Below are 21,413 nucleotides of genomic sequence, written 5' to 3' on the forward strand. Positions count from 1 at the left end.
CGCCATTGGCGGGAAGTCCAAGAGGGGGAGCGCCGAAGTAGAGCGGAGCTCACTTCATCGCAATACCAAAGCCATTCACGAAAGTGAGTGGCTTTTTTCGTGGGAAAACTTGGGCGAGAAGTCTATGCCGCACAAGGACCCTCTGATTATAAAAAGAAATACCCTATCTCCTTTTAATTTAGTTTTTTGGCCATGAAGACCAATTGCTGCAATGACCCGCATTGTCTGTTTGTAGAATGGATGTTTGAACACCACTATATGCTGCATTCATAACTGCTCTTGGTGAAAAATGTAGAACTTCATTGCCGCCAGATAGAAATGCTGTCCCAAAATGAGCTTGACTTAGACCATGCCCGGACTCATGTAACGCAATTGTCTCAACATCAAATCTAGATCCATCCTTCCATTCAAAAGTGTCGTTATAATAAACTTCTCTCCAAGCAACATCGAACTTTCCATTCTTATCAAGGTCAATAAGGTCTCCATTATTATCTGTAAAAACGATAGTAAAAGTAGCTCCTAATATAAATTGAGAACCATCCCCTTCTTCTGTTAAAAGATCGAAAAATGCAGCTTGTAACCAACCGCCATGCATAACATCTGAGATATATTCAAAACTGCCTCCCAAATCTTCATCAACGAATGGATTAAAGATCGCTGCGATAAATCCTGTATCACTACCATCATACGGAACTTCAAATATTCCTAAATCCGAACAAGTAATATCATCCCAAGTACTCATTGCTCTATCTATCGCATTATGGCTATCAGCCGCAGCTAAATCAGCTGAGGGTCTATTATCATCTACATAATAAGATATATCTGTTGTGCCATCTAAATCAAGCCCCGGCACAAAATCTCCTTCAAGTTGTTTATTACCAACATTCTTAAAGAATACGGTATTACCCATTTCGCCAGTTCCCTCGGCCGTAATATACTCAGCCATAAGAAGTTCTACTTTGTAGGTTTGAGCAGCATTTGGGGATTTTGGTTTAGACAATAATGTATTACTATTCTTTACTCTAATACTCCTAGTAGTACTTCCCAAGTCAATATATGATGGTGCTTTGGCTTCTACTTCTATTAAGGTCTCATCGGAAATGTTTTCGTTATTGTCACAAGCAAATAATATCGCTAGGACAAACCCACAAGTGATTAGTTTTGATAACTTCATTTTGGTTTTTTTTAATTGATAATTTGATTTTTTCCATTGTAATTTACTAATATTTTTAATTCAAAATCTTTCAACTTGCAAAAAATAGCTAAATAATCAAAGGTTTTAACTAAAAATTTATAATGAATCGAGACAGTTTGGTATTGATAGCATTATTTTCCAGATAGGCCGAATTGTAGAGTAATAAAAGGCTCAAATTTATTTATGATGCAACAACAATACAATTGTCCAAACCAAAATTCCCTTGAAAATATTCAGGAACTTTTCTAATTGATGGATTGTATGCTGGATAAACTCAATAGTGAAAATGAAAAAACCATAAAGCAGAAACAGGCTCGCTTTATGGTTATGTACTGAGCTTGCTCTACTTCATGGCCATCAATATCAAAACCCATGTATAATGCATAGGTTTTTTGTTTTTATGCATTTCCTATGCAATGACACGACCTATTTTAAGCCCATGATTCTTCCTTACTGCGTTTATGTCCTTCAAAGCCAAAGGGACCTTCTACTTTATCATGGATTTACAACCAATCTGGAACACAGAATACGAAATCATAATGCAGGAAAAACTATAAGTACTTCAAAAAGAAGGCCTCTTATAGTAATCTATTGTGAGTTTTTCCTTAGTAAAAAAGACGCGCTTCGCCACGAAGCATATTTCAAAACCAACCAAGGGAAAAGGATGCTTAAACTAATCTTGCGAAGTACTTTCAATGAGATTGACTATCCCAACAGATGAAGAAAAGCCATTCACTTTAATGAGTGGCTTGTTTCTATTGAAATACACCTAAAATGAGAGGGGTAGCAGAAATGTTGCCTTTTTTATAACCTCTTATGAAGAGTTTTGTTTCTTGCAATCGTAAAAAAGGCATGCAAATTAGTCACCTTTAGTTAGCCCCACTTAAAAAGTCAGGATCTATAATGGAATCCTGCGATAATACAATTGCAATTATTGCCAAAGCTATTATAGGCACTGCTATAACGGCAACGGTAACCCACGTTGAGGCAGATTTGTTTTGTACGAATACCTGAATGATATCAGTATTGTCTAATGGCACCCTGATGAATTCACCAGATTTTTTATTAACACCGTAGAACTGGCCATCTTCAAATGAAATGTGCCTATATTTCATGGTTTCATAAGTATTTGTTTTAACCTTAACCTTTTTCTGTTGCTCAAATGCCTGATTAAGGGTTACAGGGTTTTTCAGGTCATAAACCACACAACCCTGTAAAAGAATAACCGTTATAAAATAGAGTGCTGCGGTCCTAAGCCATTTACTAAGTATTTTCATTAGAGTAGATATTAGTTGGTATTTTGGGGAATAAGATAGGAAATTAATGAATTTGATCATTTCATCGCCCTGAAAATTTATTCAATAAAGGATGAAAAAAGGCATTATAACTGGAAGAACACTTAAAAATGAATTGGTCACATAATTATGATCAAGCACTGATTAATTTATCGATATCTGCCTGGTTACCTAACTGTGGACAAAAAAACTTGATTTCTAAAATTAACGCAGGCTGAAATCTTTTTTGCTTACTTATAAGATACGTCAGCTCATGGATACGGGATTGCCGTTGGTCCCTGTGGGTTTATGATTTCATGAAATAAGGTAGCTGTTTCAGCTATAACAGCTAGTCTATTGTTGGTGCCTTCCAACTGACGGATCCTACTTTTCTTGACTTTGCCAAATCGATAGCCTTGGCACTTCTTCGCTTGTCGTAAATCATTGCAAATGTCATGATAAGACTGGTGCCTATGATAACAAAGAGCAGGATACCTTGGTTGAATTCGGCTATCTGTGCTTCTAAAGGGATGGCATAGAACAAGAGTACCGTAATCAAACCTCTAGGTGCTATGAAGAGCTGGGGAATTACATCTTTGCCCACAAAAAGGAGCAATAACACGTATCGTATCGCATAGATGGATAAGATGATCAAGGTACTGATCAAGGCTACGTTCAAATCGAACAATGAAGTGATTGCTATTGTCAAACCGAAGATGACGAAGAAAAAAGTACGTACCACAAAGGCCGTTTCTGCAGTAATGGTATGTAATTCATGATAAATATGGTGCGCCTTTTTAAAATCGAGATATTTGGCCAACTTTCCTTGGAAAAACACTTTCATATTGGCGATGACCAGACCGAATATCAGGATGATGATCAACGAGGAAAGGTGCATCTTCTTGCCTACGGCATAGAGTAGTAATAATACGGCAATCAGCAAGAACAACTTTACATTGCTTTTGATATTTTGAAATATCATTATGATCGCATAACTGGCCACTAGGGCAATGACGATGGTCAAGATTAAATTTCCCGTGAATCCAATAACACCTGAATCTTGGGCAGGGTTTAATCTTGCGGTCAAAAAATAGAACATCATAATGCCTATAATATCGGAAAAGGTACTTTCATAAATATGGAACTCCTTTTTGTTTTCCTTCAAACCGGAGACACTCGGAATTATAATGGCACTTGATAAAATGGACAAGGGCGTTGCATACAACCATGCCGATTGCATGGTCATGGTAGGGATAAACTGATACAGAATCAATGCTGCGATCCATGCAGATACTACAAGGCCAATAAGAGCAACGGCCATTGATTTTAGGATGGGCATCAATTTTTCCCTTTTTAGTTCCAGTTCCAGTGCAGCTTCAAGCACGATCATGATCAACCCAACTATACCCAAAAGTTCAAGGATAGGGAAAAAGTTCATTTCTCCAACCTCGGCAAATTTGAGACCGTATTGCAATACCACTCCAAGAACAATAAGCATAAGTACAGCAGGAATGTTGGTACGTTTAGAGATGCCGTTGAAGAAAAAAGAGAATATGATGATCAACGACACTTCAATTATGAGATTGTACGAAGAAATGATTTCCATGGTTATTCGGTTCTAAAAGTTAAACTTGTTTCAATGTCATGCGCATTTAAAAAGGCAACTAGATCTTCTGTTGTAGCACCTTTTTCAAGCGTGTATTGCAATCTGAGTATTCCGGTACTTTCGGTAGATTTGACAGTTGGTACCTGATCAAAATTGAGGATGGGATTGTCAAAGAGAAGGTCTAATATGTCCTTTTTATCAAAAGGGGTATATAAATAAACGGTTTGTCGTAAAGTGGTATCCGTTGCCGCATTGATCAAAAAACCGTGCTTTTCAATGGTATGATATCCCAGAAATCGCTCTCCATCTTCGGTGTTGAGAATCATGCCAAAAGGGAGTAAACTATTTAACTCACCGCCAATATTATTTGTAGTTATTTGCACCCCTATTTCAACCAATGGGTTGGTCTTGAAAAAAAGTCCGCTGATGTAGTTTCTTATATGACTATAACCGAACACCCCGAGGATTAGCAGTAACATGGCATGGGTGATATAGTTTATTGAAATAAAATCCAAAAGCAGTATCACAAAGGCGATCGGCTTATAGAGTATCAATAGTTTATCAAAGAACTGGGCTACCTTTTTGTTAGTGACGTTTCGCTTTGCAAAACTCTTTACAATGAACGAGACGAACTTTAATACCCAATAAATAACTATAAGCACCACTAAGAGGTACCAAAGCCCTTTCCATGAATAAAATGTGGTTATATCTTCCATCTAATTGAGCATTCCGTGGTATTTCAAAAGTTCCCGTATATCATGGGCCAAAACCGAATTAATCCGTAGTTCGCCGATCTCATCGCGAAGGAGTACCTTGGTATTGGTCAGCCTGCGTAAGGTTGATTTATAGGTCTGGTCAAATCGTTTTCCAAGAAAATCCTTTAAAATAATCTCATTGACATAGGTATATAGAACAACATATTTTAGAACGAGTAATTCCTTTGAAGTGAAAAAATCTGCAAACTCTACGTGGCGGTCTTTATAGATTACTTTGTTATCGGCAATCATCGTTGTTCCGTAGGTCCAGGCTTGAAGTACTTCCCCCAAATTAAAGTCGAGGGTTCTACAAAGTCTTCGTATGTTTTGTTCTATCTGTTTATCTGTTAAGGCAGTTTCATTCTCGTCTACCAAAATGCGGTGGGAAGCACCATTTCTTAATAAAATAGCTTTGTATATGGTATTGAAATCAGCCTGGCCGATATTGATATAGTTGCTAAATGTATTTGAGAATGGCAAACGATGATCCAAATGTTTTTTCATCATTTCAGAAACAGAAACCATGATGAAAACATGATCAGATTCCAAATCTACAAAGTCTAAGAGGGACTGTACATTTTCCAAAAACGGATGTTCTTTACTGCGCCATACTTCCAGGTCATCAATAATTAAGGCGGGGCGGGAATTGTATATGCTCTTTTTAACTTGTTTTAAGGCTTCCCTTAGATCTTTTGTGGTACTGAATTTTCGCCCTTCGGAGACGAAATTACTATCGGGCTTTAGAAACAAAACATGTTTGCCAAAATGCTCTTTGGCCATTTTCTGCAAAAAGGTAGATTTTCCACTTAGCGGATTGCCCAGTACTAATATAGATTTGTGTATTCCTGACTCCCAAATACCTACGGATTGCGAAATTTTGTTCTCTTCATCAGGCCTATCGACCAGAAAGAGGTCACCTACAAAGTTCTTGTTTAGAAAAATTGTGTCATAATGGGCGTTTTCCTCCTTGAACATACGATAGGCTATACATAGCATCGTCTGTTCCAATCTTTGCGATGGATTGGCCACTATGTTATGTTCATATTTTGAACCCAGCTTGTTGAGAATATTTTTAAAACTTCCTCCAAAACGGTCTATAAATCCCTTGCGTTGTGATGTTAATTGATACATTGAGGATTGGAGCGACACCTCCAAAAATTCATCCGAACGGTAAATATTCGTACCCAAAAACTCGGTTTCCATAACCTTTCGGATTTCTGCAATCACTTTTTCTTGTTTCTCAAGATACTCCTTTAGGGAAGTGCCAACATTTCGAAACCCATCGAGTTGAACCGGCAAGGTTTCCAAAGAATTATTGGCTTTGTCCAGCATCAAGGCGTTTTCAAGATTCAACCACCTAAGCTTGTAATAGGAAATTGCTTGTACCCGATTTTCCCATAAATCTATAAAATAGGGTAACGGAGTATAATCGATCCATTTTTGCGCCGCTTTTCCCAAATCCATTTTTTTGGTCAATAACATTCCTTCGGAAGTTGTGATGGGAAGATTGACCTTTCCTAAGGTTGCCGTCATTGATTCCAAATAAGAAGTGAAATTTTCCTGCAAAGGGTGGTCAAGTTCAATTTTCGATACTACATTTTCCAACCAAACCACGGTTTGGTCTATTTGGGAGACTTGTGTAAGCCCTTCTATGGTTTTGATTCCATCTTCCAAAGACAGGATCATCTGTTCCGCCTCTTTTAAGATGGATTGGCAAACTTCATCGGTGTAATTCCGTATTGATTTAAAGACCTCAAGTTCATTCTTAAAGGATTTTCCCGAAACATTAATGGCTATCAATTGTTCCAGCAGTAGGGAAAACTGATCTTCATATATGTTCCATGGGTTTTGTCTATGCATTAACTTAGAGGCAAGACCGCCCTTGGTATTATTTAAACGTTCAGCTTCTTTCTGTTCCAAGAGTGTTTTTTGTTCAAAATTGTCCAAGGCCTGCAGCAATATCTTCTTACTTTCTAAGAAATGCTCTTTTATGGCCTCTTTATCGACCAGGTTTTCAACTTTTTTGTGATAGGCTATGTATAGCTGAAGGAGAACATCCCTATGAAGAAATAACATATCTTTGAAAGGTTCTGAAAGCGAAAAGTGCAATAGATACAAACCCAATTCATCTCCCTTTACAATTTCATTGTGTTTTTGAAATTCCGAACTGGCCAGAGAGATGTAAGCATTACTAAAATCAAGAAAATCGACAAAAATAACTTCTTGAAGGTTTAATGCTGTAGAAGATTCGTCCAGTGATAGGCGATACTTTTTGATAAGATCGCTTATGACCGAAACATCAAATATGGTAACGGCAGAAGTTTCTGGCGCTGTACTCGAATTCATCTATATAAATAATTCTTCTTGGTAGCCTAACAATATATACACACTTTGGTATAAAGGTCACACATTTTTTTCGATTTTATCTATACAAAGGCATTTTACTTGGGCTGTCCATTCAGTAGATTGCCGAAGTCCTTGTAAAGTTGAAGATCTTGCTGGATAATAATGCAGGAGAAGATGGAGTATATTTTAAGCATTATCAGGTTTTGAAGTGATTTGATTATTTACTGGTTTAGTAAACCACTCTTATAAATTCTAAGAAAAGCATTAATACCATAGATTTATCCACATTTGGATGAACCACAGTCTTTACAGATAAGACATCCTTCTTGGTAAATTAAGTAAGCGGATCTGCCCATTATTTTAATTAAATATTAATCACCTACAATCATTAGCAAAGTAAAATATTAAAAATAAGAAGTCCGGCTAAAAGAATTAGGCAGGTATGACTTTTTTAAATAACACCTTTTTATTATGCTTAAGATTCATTGAAGATAGTACAGACCTCCATTCAACTTTAATATTAGCAATACTGTCCATAATTAGTTCCCCCAGCACAATATCATCTGGATTACCAGTAATTTCAATGTTTTTAAATTCTTTTACCAACAATTTACCATTTGCGGGTAAAAAAGGAATTTTGAATGTGCTTGGGATGAAATTAGTCGCTTTACCAGGAGTTATACTGCCTTTTAAATCTCTTAATTCCATATCAGATTGATTAATCGCCCAGACTTCAAAAGATATTCTGTCCCCAACACGAGGATCTCTTTGGTCTAGGAAATTACGCATATGAAACGTGAGTTGGTCCGTTAATTCCTTCCTTAATTTATCTAAAATTTTTCCCATAGTTGACAAGTATTCTATATAGTTAATTTAGATATTAAATTAATTTATTGATGCCTGCCAGGCAATGATAATGATCATGTTGTGATCTAAAGGAGTTTTATAAAAGTACCTGCCGGCAGTTGTAATAGAACCATTTTAACGGGAACCAACGACAATAATTACTTTATTGCGAAACAGCAAAACCACTCAATTTACTGAGCGGTTTTTTTGATTTATAAAGGCTTTTATCCATTCCTCTAATGTAAAGACAAAAATTTCAGATCTATGAGGCTATAATTTTATCCACATTTGGATGAACCACAGTCTTTACAGATAAGACATCCTTCTTGGTAAATTAAATTAGTGGATGTGCAATTGTCACATTTTTGCCCTTTTGCCTCGGTACCATCGGTAACATATCTTTTTAAAGCCCGGGCTACTCCATTTTTCCAGGTATTTAGTGATTCGCCTTCCAAATGAAGACTGCTGATAAGGTCAACAACTTTTACAATGGGCATACCATGTCGTATTGTGCCGGAAATAAGTTTAGCATAATTCCAATATTCCGGATTGAACTTATGTGAAAGGCCTTCAATGGTTGTTTTATACCCTCTTTTGCTTTTGTATTGAAAATCATAACGAGAGGTTCCATCTTCGTCCCTGTTCTTAATAATCAGCCCGTCATTTACCCATCGTGGGATTAAAATCCCGTCTTCATCATCTGCTAAACCAGTAAAAATTTCGTACGGTTGCTTTTCAATTAAACCAATGAAAGCAATCCATTTGTCCTTGTTGTTTTGAAATCGTACCACATCTGCCTCCAGGACCTGAGGGCGTTTGGTCGGATAGGTGTTAAGTGTCTCTTCAGTTTCACTTTCATTGGATATCAACACTCCTGATCTTGAGCCATCGCGATAGACCGTGACTCCTTTACAGCCAACCTTCCATGCTTCCATATACAACTTGCCCACCATCTCTTCAGTGACTTCATTGGGAAGATTTATGGTAACACTTATAGAATGATCCACCCATTTTTGAACGGCGCCTTGTAAACGAACTTTACTTAACCAATCCACATCATTGGAAGTAGCTTTATTATATGGGGATATGGCCACAATCTTATCCAGCTCTTCCTGATTGTATTCTTTTTCAGTATCCAATCCATTTACGGTCATCCATTGTTTAAACCTATGGTGAAACACTACGTATTCTTCCCATGAATCACCCATTTCATCAATAAAAGCAACCTTACTATCCTTTTCGTTGGGATTAACTTTTCTCCTGCGTTTATAGACCGGAAGAAATACCGGTTCAATACCGGAAGTAGTCTGGGTCATTAGACTTGTTGTACCGGTCGGGGCAATTGTCAATAAAGCAATATTTCTTCGACCGTATTCCAGCATTTCATAATATAATTTTTCATCTGCTTCTTTTATTCGAAGAATAAAAGGGTTTTCTTTCTCTCGTTGCGCATCGAAAATTTCAAAGGCTCCTCGATCTTTTGCGGTATGAACAGATGCTCTATAAGCCTCTAACGCAATCGTTTTATGCACTTCAATTGAAAATTCGTTCGCTTCCTTACTTCCATATCGCAATCCCAATGCTGCCAGCATATCTCCTTCTGCGGTAATACCAATTCCTGTGCGCCTGCCCTGTATAGCTTTCTCTTTAATCTTTTCCCATAATCGCACTTCCACAACTTTAGTTTCCTCTAATTCCGGATCCGATTTTATTTTTCCCAGAATAACCTCTACTTTTTCAAGTTCCAGGTCTATGATATCGTCCATGATGCGCTGGGCTGCAGCAATATGTTTTTTAAACAGGGTGAAGTTAAATTTCGCAGTGCTCTTAAATGGGTCTTCCACATAAGAGAACAGGTTGATGGCCAATAATCTGCAAGAATCATATGGGCATAGCGGGATTTCTCCGCAAGGGTTGGTAGAGACTGTTTTGTAGCCAAGGTCTGCATAACAATCGGGCACCGACTCTTTTATAATTGTATCCCAGAACAAGATTCCGGGTTCTGCAGATTGCCAGGCATTATGTACAATTTTATCCCATAAGTTTTTGGCATCAATGGTTTTTGAAACCTTTGGTGTGTCACTATGAACCGGGAACTTTTGGGTATAAGGATTGTTGCTTTCAACGGCGTTCATAAAATTATCATCAATCCGAACAGATACATTGGCTCCTGTGACTTTTCCGCGCTCCATTTTAGCATCGATAAATTCTTCGGCATCAGGGTGGTTAATTGAAACCGATAACATCAAAGCTCCCCTGCGTCCATCTTGTGCTACCTCGCGTGTGGAATTCGAATATCGCTCCATAAATGGCACCAGGCCGGTTGAGGTTAAAGCAGAATTTTTAACTGCTGATCCTTTTGGCCTGATATGGGACAAGTCATGTCCAACACCTCCCCGTCGTTTCATTAATTGTACTTGTTCCTGGTCAATTTTCATTATTCCTCCGTAGGAATCTGAAGTGCCTTCATTCCCAATCACAAAACAATTAGACAATGAAGCTATTTGAAATGGATTACCGATACCCGCCATAGGACTTCCTTGTGGTACAATATATTTGAAGTTTTTGATCAGATCAAAAATCTCGCCTTCGGTAAGGGGATTCGGATATTTTTGCTCCACACGAGCTATTTCTTTGGCAATCCTTCTATGCATGTCATCCGGATTAATCTCATAAAGATTTCCCTCAGAATCTTTTAGGGCATACTTGTTAATCCATACTGTGGCGGCGAGATCGTCTCCATCAAAATAATTTAAACTAGACTTATACGCTTCTTCCTGAGAATAAGTTTTTCTTTTTGAGGGAATAATTTTTACGGACATGGATAATTTTTCTTTATGAGATTATTTATAAAGAAGTAAAAATGAGATTAACTGAAAAGCTATTCTATGATAAAAGTCATAAAGTCTACAAGGTTAAATAGTTAATATGCTGATAATAAAAGCAATAGAACTTTATCAACAAAAAAAAGTTAACAAATTAATTGAATATTTTTTTATCAATTAATTTATTATAGTACTGTCCATTGTGCTAGCCAAAGAGGAATAGCGATGAAGTGAGCTTACTCTACTTCATCGCAGAAATGCCGGACTTTTTTTATGGTTTATACTGACAGGCATACTATATCATCCGTTTTATAGTTATAAGACCAGTAAAATACCTAAAATCAACCAAAATTTAAAAACAAATAATATTATGAAAAGACTTAAGATCGCAATTTTAGCTATAGGAGTGTTCGGATTTGCTGCTTGTGGTAGTGATGATAATGATGAGGGAGTTGATAATTGTCAAACATGCTCACTTTCCATTTTAGATCAAGAAGTTGTTAGTGAATATTGTGACAACGGAGATGGTACTGTTACAGTAACAACTGCCGGGGTAGAGCAAACAGAAGACTTAGATGGGGCCACTTTTGATCAATTTATAACGGCCTTAGAATTAATAGGTACGTGCAACTAATAAAAGGAGAGCGCGATAAAATAGAGTAAGCTCACTTCATCGCAGTAAAGCGAACGCCTAAAGGATAGTAAAGTGAACAATAGTTCTACTTTGCTGAAGTTCTGCTTTATTGCGAAAAAGAGATAAAAGTCCAGTATTTTACTGGACTTTTTTTGTTTTTGACGCATATTCTTTTCAGCAAGGATTCATAAATTGGGATATGCTACTTCGATTGTTTTTTGATAAAAATTTCCTTTGCAAGAGGGATGGCATGCGATGAGAAATATTTTAGGACCACTTAAGGAAAGAGCATATCAAAACCAATACTACGGAATACGTTAAAGGAAATCGGGTATCCCATTAATTTATCAAAATGGTATTTGTCCGCAGGAGGCCTTTAATTTACACAAAACAACCAGGTTTCATTTTGTGGTTCTTTCTACTCCATGGATTTTAAAGGACCATGCATATTGGTTGCCGGTGGTACTAATAGCATCTTCAGGTATATTTATTAAAAGTCCTTCCTCTTCTGAATACGTGTAATTAAGAGGAGTCTCATATCCAATTAGTTCTATTTTGCCACCCTCCATAGGTTTCACGTATTTCAGCACAAGGTCTTTTTTTGGAGATTTTAGAGAAATGGCATAAATAATCTGTTCTCCTCTTTTTTTTGTAAAGCGTATGTCGTCACCTTGCTTAAAATGTGCTTTTAGTTTTTCTGTCCCATATATTACTTCACCATTAGTACGCAGCCAATCACCTATTACCTGGAGTCTTTCTAAACTAGGTTCAGGAATTTCGCCTTCGGAAGTGGGTCCAACATTTAAAAGATAATTGCCCCCCTTTGATGCTACGTCTATCAAATTATGTATCAACACCTTTGCAGATTTCCAGTTATGGTCGTTCAATTTATAACCCCAGGTATCGTTCATGGTCATACAGGACTCCCAATCAACATTGGCAATCCCTTCCAATATCTCTTGTTCCGGAGTACCAAAATCGCCGGCATAATCATCATCTTCCTTGTTCATGCCCTGCATTCCCTGTCGTCCTTTATCGACCCTATTATTGATGATTACTCCAGGTTTCAACTCCCGAAGATATTGGTACATTTCCTGCCCCATTTCATGGGTATATTCGAGTATCCATTCCCCATCGAACCATATTATTTCAGGGTCATAATTCTCTATAAGCTCCGTTACTTGTGGCTTTAAATAATTGGTGTAATACTCCGGGAATTGAGAATTCATCTTTAGTGAATCTTGTGTGTTGTATTCCGGATAATTGAGTCCCTGGGCCTGTGGATGGTGCCAATCCATAATGGAATGGTAAACTCCAAACCTGATGCCTTCCTCTTTACACGCTTCAGAAAGTGCCTTTAATATATCCTGGCCATAAGGGGAGAAATCTACAATGTCATAATCAGATACATTTGAATCCCATAGGCCAAAACCATCATGGTGTTTGGAGGTGATCACCATATATTTCATACCTGATTCTTTCATTGTGCGAGCCCATTTTTTTGCGTCGAATTTCAGTGGATTGAACTGTTTCGCATATTCTTCATACTCAGTTATCGGAATTTGGGCACTGTTCATTATCCATTCACCGACATTATCCACTTCTTTACCATTATAAACTCCGGCAGGCACCGAATAAGGACCCCAATGGATGAACATTCCAAAACGGGCATCGCGCCACCATTTCATTCGTTCGTCAAATGACTCGTTTGATTCTTCCAGATAATTTATAGTAGTAACCTCTTCAATGGAGTCACTTTTTTTAGCTTGCTCCTTGCATGATGACATCGCCAAAATGATAAAAAAAATCACTGGATAAAGAATATTTTTTGTTTTATGGTTGTATTTTAAAATACGCACTTTCATTCAAAAATATTTTACATTGAACCAATCAAAGCTAAAATTTAATTTTATGATTGTCAACTACTAAGAAGCCCTATATGGTTTCTTTTTTTTGCACGCTACCTTAATGCAAAACATATATAAGCAGCCATTATTTTTAGTGATTTTTGCAATAAATGTATACCTTTTTCAGTAGGTGCTCATAATATACAGTGAGGTTCTCCTATTATGCCTTAAAATTTAAAATCCAGGGTTCTATGTTGATAATTCCGTTGATTATGAAGAAGTTAATCTTTTAAATTTAGCCACAGAAAGATAGGATGAATTAAATAAATTCACTTATTTAGATAAAGAAGAATAAATTATGAAAAAGAACCCGGGGATTTTCAACGATGTAATTGGCCCTGTAATGCGTGGCCCTTCCAGCTCACACACGGCAGCATCATGGCGAGCAGCCAGAATGTGCCTCGATTTATTAAATGAGCCCTTAAAAAACGCCAATATTGATTTTGATAAGGATGGTGCCTGGGCACCAAATTATAGAGAGCAAGGAACCACACTGGGTATAGATGGTGGCCTATTGGGGTTGGATATGACTGATGATAGAATGAAAAATACAGAGCAAGTGTCAGATGAAATGGGCATTTCTATCTGTTATAAAATAGATTCGTTTAAAACAAAACATGTAAATACTGTCCGTTTAACATTGGAGGGAATTAACGGAAAAAGCACTCGGGTTTTAATGGCATCCTTAGGAGGTGGCTCTTTTGAAATTCAGGAAATTGATGGCTTTGAAGTAAGTATTTGTGGGGATTATTATGAATTACTTCTTTTTAATAACAGGAAAGATGAATTTCCTGAAATTTTAAAATCTTTATTCCCTGAGAATCAAATATTGTCTGAATCTTTTAATGAGGATAAACGACTGATTAATTTAAAATTTTCTGAGGAAATTTCGGGTGAGGTAATTAATCTTTTAAGAAGTACTTTATTATTTGATAATGTAATTCTGGCCAATCCTGTTCTTCCCATTATTGCCGGAAATGAGATTGAACTTCCGTTTACTACGGTATCGTCTATGCTGGAATATGCCGAAAAACAGAATCTTGACTTAGGACAAATAGGATTAATTTATGAAAGGGCCCAAAGTGGGTTAACGGATTCAGTTGTTGTTGACAGAATGAGAAGTCTGGTTGAAATAATTGAAAATAGTATTGAAAAAGGGTTAGCCGGCACGGTATATGAAGATCGGATTTTACCTCAACAATCGCATTTAATTGATAGCGCCCGCAAGACTGGAAAAATTTTACAAAACTCAATTATAAATAAAATCATTGCTAATGTTTCGGCAATTATGGAGTCGAAAAGTGCCATGGAAGTTGTTGTTGCAAATCCAACTGCGGGTTCCTGTGGTGTAGTTGGAGGCGTCTTAAGAGCGGTGGCCGACGATATTAATGCAACTCATGAAGAATTAATCAACGCTTATTTTGCTACCGGGATTATAGGTGCCTACTTTGCAATGGGCCCCGGGTTTTCTGCAGAAGAGCATGGTTGCCAGGTTGAATGTGGTGCCTCTGCAGGGATGGCCGCAGCCGGAATAGTGCAATTATTTGGAGGGACTGCCAGACAGGCGGTTGATGCCGCCTCCATGGCCATTCAAAATATGATTGGCCTGGTTTGTGACCCTATCGCAGATAGGGTGGAAGCACCTTGTTTAGGGAAAAATATTAGCGCCGCTGTTAATGCGTTGTCATCTGCAACAATGTCTTGTGCGGGCTTTAATGCCCTGATACCTTTAAATGAGGTTATTGAGACGGTTTCAAAGGTTAGCAGCCAAATGCCCACTTGCGTAAAATGTACCGGTAAAGGGGGACTTGCTGCAACAAAAACTGCCTGTGCCATAAAAGAAAAACTAGCATTAAAAAAACCTTTATCAACTCCTTAAATAAGAATTATTACAAACCTTTGGCCCATTCTGTTTCTACCTCTGCAATTGTTTTGGGTTTTGGGTTACCAAGAAGTTTATACCCTTTTTCTGTGATTAACAAATCTTCTTCGTTACGCAAACCTCCAAACGATCTATAGGCTTCTAATTTGGTAAAGTTTATATAATCTGAATTTATTTTGGAAGACTTCCATTGATTTATCAATTCAGGAATAAAATAAATACCCGGTTCAATTGTAATTACAAATCCCGGCTCTAGCTTTCGTCCAAGTCTTAATGATTTTAATCCAAATTGTGTGCTCTTTGGTTCACCATCATAACCAACATAGACTTCACCCAGGTCTTCCATATCATGTACATCAAGTCCCATCATATGACCAACTCCACAAGGAAAAAACAGGGCATGTGCGCCATTCGTAATTGCATCTTCAACATTACCTTTCATGATACCTAAATCTTTTAAACCATTGACAATTACTCTGGCTGCACCAAAATGCACTTCTTTAAAAGGTATCCCCGGGCGCAACATTTCAATAGCTGTATTATGACTTTCTAAACAAATGCTATAAATCTCTTTCTGTCTTGATGTAAATTTTCCAGATACAGGAATTGTACTTGATAAATCACCACTATATCCCATAGCTGTTTCTGCACCTGCATCTAAAAGGAAAAGATCTCCATTTTTTAGAATATTTCCATAATGGTGATTATGTAAAACTTCTCCATTAGTTGTAGCAATAACAGGGAAAGACAAGTGACCGCCGGCAGCCTGCGCAATATTCTGTACTGCCGCAGCTATCTGTGCTTCAGAAATATTTGGCTTAGCCAATCTCATAGCCAATTTATGCATAGCTACACTGGTATTGATTGCTTTTGTGATCTCAATTATTTCGGCATCAGATTTGTAATTTCTCTGATTAATAATTCCCTTAATTAAATCAATTGAAACTTCCCTTTGCTGTTCTTCTGGTAAAATCCTTAACCATTGAAAAAGTTTAAGTTTATTTTCCGGACGATAGGGGGGAAGGAAGTGTATTATTCTTTTCCCTTTAGATTCCTTGTTTAATTTTTCAAGGAGTTGAGAAGTTGTGCCGGTTTTAAAAATTCCTACCTGGCTGGCTTGTGCGGCAATAGTGGGTTGGGGTCCCATCCAAACAAAATCTATAACAGTATAGTCGTTTCCAAAGATAAATTCTTCACCAGAATCACAATCTAATATACCGACAAGATTTGGTAGATTTAATCCAAAAAAATAAAGAAACGAGCTATCCTGCCTGAAATGAAATGTATTATCCGTAAAATTCATTGGGCTTTCATTATTTCCCAATAAGAGAATAATTCCTGAACCAACAGTTTTTTTTAATTTTTCACGCCTTTGAATATAGGTCTCTTTTGGAAACATACTTTTAATCCTTATCCTGAATATGTTATTATTTCTCTCCTGCCGGAAGATTTTGCTTTAGATAATTATACATGCTCATTCGTAAATGCAGCGAAGTATTATCCCGCTCGGAAATACTATGTGACCGCATGGGATAGTCAATCATTGAAAAATATTTTTTGTGTTTTATTAGCTCATTTGCAAGCATTTGGCAACTTTGATAATGACAGTTGTCATCCCCCGAACCATGGATTAATAAAAGGTTGCCTTCCAGGTTTTTGGCATGCGTAATAGGGCTACCTTGTTTGTAACCGTCTTCATTATTTTTTGGCAGGTCCATATACCTTTCCTGATAAACGGTGTCATATAATTTTTGATCACTGATAAACGCAATGGCGATTCCGGTTTTATATATTTCGGGGTATTTAAACATGCAGTTCAGTGTCATGGATCCGCCACCACTCCAACCCCAGATTCCAATTCTGTCCGGGTCAACAAAATCCCATTCCATAATTTTTTTGGCTGCTGCTGCCTGGTCTTCCGTCGCGATAATTCCAATTTTTTTATATACGCTTTTTCGCCATTCCCGCCCTCTGGGAACCTTAGTACCCCGGTTATCAATACTTATAACTAAATATCCCTTTTGGGCAGGTTCTCCATAGACATAAAATAAGACCGGGTATTTTCTAGACGGATTGAAATTGAGAGGCTTTAAAATCCAACCATCAAAAGTTATTTCTTCTGAAATTTTGAGTTTAAAAAACTCTTTTGTTGGAATCTTATGGTTTTGAAGTTTGGTTCTTAACTCCTGGTTATCTTCAAGTATTCTCAAAACTTTATGGTCTGGTAAGCTCACTAGTTGAATCTGTGGAGGGGTATTAACGCTTGAAAATGTATGTATGGCGTATTTACTATCAGGTGAAATTTTATAGGAGTGATGCCCAATTTGATTTGAAGGAGAGAGACGTTGCGGCTCTCCTTTACCATTAAGCTTACTTCTAAATAGATATCGCTCAGTAGGAGTGTCCGGGGCGGCAATGTAATAGATCCATCCGGTTTTTTTATTTATGGATAATAAGTTGACTATTTCAAAATTTCCATGAGTTATTGGAATGACTTCTTTACCATCCCTGGAAACTTTATATAAATGTAACCACCCGGTTTTATCACTTCGCCAGGTAAAATATTTGCCATTATCTAACCATGTTAAATCGTCATAAACGTCCAGCCACGCATCCACTTTTTCGGTATGGATAATTTTGGATGTACCATTTCGGACATTTCCAAAATAAACTTTGTTTGTGTTTTGTTTCCTGTTGAGCTGTTCCACTATAATTTCTTCTGAAGATTTAGCCCAATCCATCCGTGCCAAATAATGATTACGGGGATCACCGGGAATGTCTATCCAGGTCGTTTCTTTATTGACAACATCTACCACACCAATTTTAGAAGCGGAATTGGTTGTACCTACTTTTGGATAAGGAATGGGGATTAATTTGGGATAGATAGAATCAATATTATTTATCATATAGAATGTTCCAATACCCTTGGTATCCATTTGCCAGTAAGCTATTTTTTTACTGTCAGGACTCCATCTAAAACCATCCCTTAAACTCAATTCTTCTTCATATACCCAATCAAAAGTACCATTAATGATGTTGTCGAATCCATCTGTAGTCAGTGCATTTATCAATTCGGTTTCCAAGTCTTCAACATAAATATTTTGCTCACTGACATAGGCAACTTTTTTGGAGTCGTTTGAAAACTTTGCAAACTGAAGTGTTGTCGGTGTTAAGGATTTTCCCAGTTTTTGAAGTTTTCCCGAACTTAAATTCAACACCCAAAAGTCTCCTCGTGTATGGTAGCGCCAGACCCGTCTTGTATTAGTAAAAATCAGTAATTTCTCCCTATCCTCTGACCATGAATAATCTTTGATATTAAGTGGTTGGTCTTCGCCTTCCGGGATAAAAGAAATGGCTTTTACTAAAACAATGCGTTCATCTGATTTCGGATTGTATTGAATTATATCTTTGCCATCAGCCGTTTCTGAAGGCTCAAGCGCAGTATAGCCCGAACCGTCCTCCAGCCATCGAACAGGCCCAAAACTTTTCGTTTGAAATTCTTTTGTTGAATAGATTTTTTCTAAGGTCAGATCTTCTTTTTGCCCCATCATAGTTGCAGATGCAATGCAAAGGAACATAATGAGTGCAAGCCTTATTTTTTTATTCATGTTGAATGATATTGTTTTCAATATAATCTCACCTCCTGGAAATAAGTCATGTTTTGATTGGAAGGCCAATATTTGATATTAGGTTAAATATAGGAAATTAAGCCATATATTTTAATAGTACCTAGTTTTGGTTATCCCAATACAGCTTTTGTATTCTGAAAGGAACCTCAAAGGAACTTATCGACTTGTCAATAGGAGCAAAACCAGAACTAGAGTTACCTGGAATAGAAATGGTATCAACCTCAAATGGACTTCTTGTTGCCCTTTATTCTATAACCGAGAACTAGCTTTCCACTTAGAAAAGTAAAAGCACCGTTATTCTCGAAACCAAGATTGGACATATGGATAGAACCTCGTAAACTTATATTAGTGTAAAAGCGGTTCCATTTATACCCAAAAAGTACCGATCCGTCGAGTTTATATAGTACGGGATTCCTTGGATTATAGGAAACGGTCTCTGTCTCCGCATTTTTTATGGTTAAGCCAATACCAGCTTTTGCACCTATTCCTATATAAAAATTTGAGGGGAGTCTAAAGAGACCAACCAAACCACCCATTGCGCCAATCCCGTAGCTAATAATATTGGTAATTCTCGCCTGTTCGTTGAAATAAGGATCAAACTCCATAGGAATAATAGATCTATCTGCCGAGATCTGATTATATACCAAAAAACCTCCAACACCAAATGAAAATATATTTTGTTCTTGGTTTTTAAGTCCTGATCTTAATAATGTCTGAGAGTATTTCCCGGCATTGAACAGGTATAAATAATCAATACCGCCGGCAATTGATTTAATGTCATCTCTGAAAACAGTTGTATTATTTATAGAATTTTGAATATTAAATCCATCGTAAATCTGAAAATAAAAATCTATAACACTTTGATTAAAGATAAATCCACCCCGAAGGTCAAATCTATCTGTGTTTTCTGTGCTTTTATCTTTTATAGTAAACCCTATATCCAGAATGAGTTTACGTGAAGCTACACCTATTCCAATACCGTACAAATTATTCGGAATATAAGTAAAAGCGGCCTCATTGTTAGATAATTTGAACCCCTGTGCTTTAATATTTCCAAAGAGTCTAACCGACCAGTTTCTAAGATCATGATCAATAAGTAATGAATCTATTAGATTTGTAGTTCGTACAGAATCTGTTTTATCTAAGTTTTGGGACCAGCAAAGTGCATTTATCAGAAAAAAAAGAGGCAGTAATAATTTTCTTTTAGTAACAAAACCAAACACCGTTTTGATTGCAATTTTGAAAATTATAAATCTCCAAAAGGATCTAATGCGATCTGTTTTGTTATTATCATCCATTAAATAATCTGGAATAATCTAATATTTAGAATGTCTATTAAAGATACTTAAAATAAGTCGACTCTTTTAATTAATTTATCTCTCTTAAATCAGGCTTCAAGAATCAAGAGAATATAGATAATTGCATCTGTTGATCTTAAAAGTTGTAAACTTTTGAAGTTTATTTCGTCTGAAAGGTATAGCCATTAATATCCGCGGAATTTTATTGGAAATATTACTTAATATGGGATTAAATGAGAATTGACAAAATTGGTTTTGGGGGAGGTTGCCACTGGTGTACGGAAGCTATATTTCAATCCTTGAGGGGGGTTATAAAGGTAGAGCAAGGATGGATATCAGCCGAAGGTACAGAGGATTTTCACGAGGCAGTAATTCTCCATTTTAATCCGGGTTTCATTTCTCTGAAGGAATTAATAGAAGTACATCTTTATACACACAATAGTACTTCCAATCACTCCATGCGAAGAAAATACCGTTCCGCAGTTTATACATTCAATAAATTGCAGCAAAAAGACTCTGCAAACATCTTAAGACTGCTAGAAAAAGACTTTAAAGACCTGCTAATCACTCGCGTATATGGCTTCAAAGAATTTAGAATGTCACCTGAGTCTTTTCAAAATTATTATCATAAAAATCCGGAAAAACCATTTTGTAAAACATATATAGACCCCAAATTGCAAATGATTCTTAGAAGGTTTCCAAAGAATGTTATAGGGACCACGCTGAACCCATTAAAAACTGGCAAAGAACAAAAGATTAAAGAATAGATATGAGCTTCTAAGTTCGTATTAAAAATTCTTATTTTTGTGCCCTTGTAAACTTTTTAATTGCAGAATTTGGCCTCATAGCCCGTCCGTCTATGCCGGGCCTGCCTGCCGCAGGCAGGTTCAACGGATAGCCCCGATAGCTCCCCGATTATTATCCGGGGGGGGGGGAAGTTTCCTAAACTTGCAGGAAGAATAAGAGAAAGTATTTATAAATTCGCAGATTATAATTGGCCTCATAGTTCAACGGATAGAATAGAAGTTTCCTAAACTTTAGATCCAGGTTCGATTCCTGGTGAGGCTACGGATAAGCACATTAGGCATTTATTTTTGACCGACCGCGAGAAACTTGTTTCATTGAGGTGCGGTCCAAAAATAAAACCAGCTGCATAGCAGTTGGCCTTTTGTATTTTCAGCACGAGCGTTTCTCAGGAACAGCGAAGCTAATCCTG

Annotated in this window: 16 protein-coding genes and 1 tRNA gene; 6 read left to right on the forward strand and 11 right to left on the reverse strand. The window is 37.0% G+C overall.

The features are described from left to right. Positions 1-196, forward strand: a 196-nt coding sequence (locus tag Q0X77_RS13515; protein WP_297798239.1) for a hypothetical protein, incomplete at its 5' end; no start/stop codon positions are given. On the opposite strand, the gene Q0X77_RS13520 is transcribed toward Q0X77_RS13515, so the two are convergent. After that, entirely contained in the window at positions 179-1,174 is a 996-nt protein-coding gene (locus Q0X77_RS13520) for a hypothetical protein (RefSeq protein ID WP_297798241.1), read from the reverse strand. The two genes, Q0X77_RS13515 and Q0X77_RS13520, sit on opposite strands and share 18 nt — an antisense overlap. 400 nt (positions 1,175-1,574) lie before the next feature. Here Q0X77_RS13520 and Q0X77_RS13525 point away from each other — a divergent pair, with 400 nt between their 5' ends. Beyond that, complete coding sequence (locus tag Q0X77_RS13525) at positions 1,575-1,916, forward strand: GIY-YIG nuclease family protein (RefSeq protein WP_297798243.1); 342 nt, start codon at positions 1,575-1,577, stop codon at positions 1,914-1,916. A 148-nt stretch (positions 1,917-2,064) separates the two neighbouring features. Here the strand turns inward: Q0X77_RS13525 and Q0X77_RS13530 are convergent, their stop codons facing one another. The 6 genes from Q0X77_RS13530 to Q0X77_RS13555 form a co-directional block, all read right to left on the reverse strand. After that, positions 2,065-2,472 (reverse strand): hypothetical protein, encoded by a 408-nt coding sequence (locus Q0X77_RS13530; protein WP_297798245.1) that lies wholly within the window; start codon positions 2,470-2,472, stop codon positions 2,065-2,067. Between the two features lie 346 nt (positions 2,473-2,818). After that, complete coding sequence (locus Q0X77_RS13535; protein ID WP_297707662.1) at positions 2,819-4,075, reverse strand: cation:proton antiporter; 1,257 nt, start codon at positions 4,073-4,075, stop codon at positions 2,819-2,821. 2 nt (positions 4,076-4,077) lie between these two features. Continuing rightward, a complete protein-coding gene (locus Q0X77_RS13540; protein ID WP_297798247.1) occupies positions 4,078-4,791 on the reverse strand; it encodes a hypothetical protein in 714 nt (237 codons plus the stop codon). Continuing rightward, positions 4,792-7,176 carry a hypothetical protein gene (locus tag Q0X77_RS13545; protein WP_297798248.1) on the reverse strand — a complete coding sequence of 795 codons (2,385 nt, stop codon included), beginning with the start codon at positions 7,174-7,176 and terminating at the stop codon, positions 4,792-4,794. A 432-nt stretch (positions 7,177-7,608) separates the two neighbouring features. After that, complete coding sequence (locus Q0X77_RS13550) at positions 7,609-8,022, reverse strand: hypothetical protein (RefSeq protein ID WP_297707656.1); 414 nt, start codon at positions 8,020-8,022, stop codon at positions 7,609-7,611. 278 nt (positions 8,023-8,300) lie between these two features. Next, the gene (locus Q0X77_RS13555) at positions 8,301-10,844 is read right to left on the reverse strand and encodes an adenosylcobalamin-dependent ribonucleoside-diphosphate reductase (protein WP_297798250.1); all 2,544 of its coding nucleotides are present in this window, start codon (positions 10,842-10,844) and stop codon (positions 8,301-8,303) included. Positions 10,845-11,217: 373 nt separating this feature from the next. Between Q0X77_RS13555 and Q0X77_RS13560 the strand changes: the two genes are divergently transcribed. Then, entirely contained in the window at positions 11,218-11,481 is a 264-nt protein-coding gene (locus tag Q0X77_RS13560; protein ID WP_297798252.1) for a hypothetical protein, read from the forward strand. 401 nt (positions 11,482-11,882) lie between these two features. On the opposite strand, the gene Q0X77_RS13565 is transcribed toward Q0X77_RS13560, so the two are convergent. Beyond that, positions 11,883-13,346 carry an alpha-L-fucosidase gene (locus Q0X77_RS13565; protein WP_297707651.1) on the reverse strand — a complete coding sequence of 488 codons (1,464 nt, stop codon included), beginning with the start codon at positions 13,344-13,346 and terminating at the stop codon, positions 11,883-11,885. Positions 13,347-13,686: 340 nt separating this feature from the next. Here Q0X77_RS13565 and Q0X77_RS13570 point away from each other — a divergent pair, with 340 nt between their 5' ends. Further along, on the forward strand, positions 13,687-15,267 hold the full coding sequence (locus Q0X77_RS13570) for an L-serine ammonia-lyase, iron-sulfur-dependent, subunit alpha (RefSeq protein ID WP_297707649.1): 1,581 nt from the start codon (positions 13,687-13,689) through the stop codon (positions 15,265-15,267). A gap of 10 nt (positions 15,268-15,277) precedes the next feature. On the opposite strand, the gene Q0X77_RS13575 is transcribed toward Q0X77_RS13570, so the two are convergent. The 3 genes from Q0X77_RS13575 to Q0X77_RS13585 all read right to left on the reverse strand — a co-directional run bounded on the left by Q0X77_RS13575 (position 15,278) and on the right by Q0X77_RS13585 (position 20,197). Further along, entirely contained in the window at positions 15,278-16,669 is a 1,392-nt protein-coding gene (locus Q0X77_RS13575) for an aminopeptidase P family protein (RefSeq protein WP_297798254.1), read from the reverse strand. A gap of 28 nt (positions 16,670-16,697) precedes the next feature. Beyond that, positions 16,698-18,878: a S9 family peptidase gene (locus tag Q0X77_RS13580; RefSeq protein WP_297798256.1), complete on the reverse strand. Its 2,181-nt coding sequence runs from the start codon at positions 18,876-18,878 to the stop codon at positions 16,698-16,700. Positions 18,879-19,120: 242 nt separating this feature from the next. Next, on the reverse strand, positions 19,121-20,197 hold the full coding sequence (locus tag Q0X77_RS13585; RefSeq protein WP_297798258.1) for a DUF4421 family protein: 1,077 nt from the start codon (positions 20,195-20,197) through the stop codon (positions 19,121-19,123). Positions 20,198-20,430: 233 nt separating this feature from the next. On the opposite strand from Q0X77_RS13585, the gene Q0X77_RS13590 reads away from it, so the two are divergent. Both Q0X77_RS13590 and Q0X77_RS13595 read left to right on the forward strand, forming a co-directional pair. After that, positions 20,431-20,964: a peptide-methionine (S)-S-oxide reductase gene (locus tag Q0X77_RS13590; RefSeq protein ID WP_297798260.1), complete on the forward strand. Its 534-nt coding sequence runs from the start codon at positions 20,431-20,433 to the stop codon at positions 20,962-20,964. A gap of 229 nt (positions 20,965-21,193) precedes the next feature. Then, positions 21,194-21,265 (forward strand) — tRNA-Arg (locus Q0X77_RS13595). Positions 21,266-21,413 lie beyond the last annotated feature (148 nt).

This window comes from uncultured Eudoraea sp., from assembly GCF_947258925.1.
GTDB lineage: Bacteria > Bacteroidota > Bacteroidia > Flavobacteriales > Flavobacteriaceae > Eudoraea.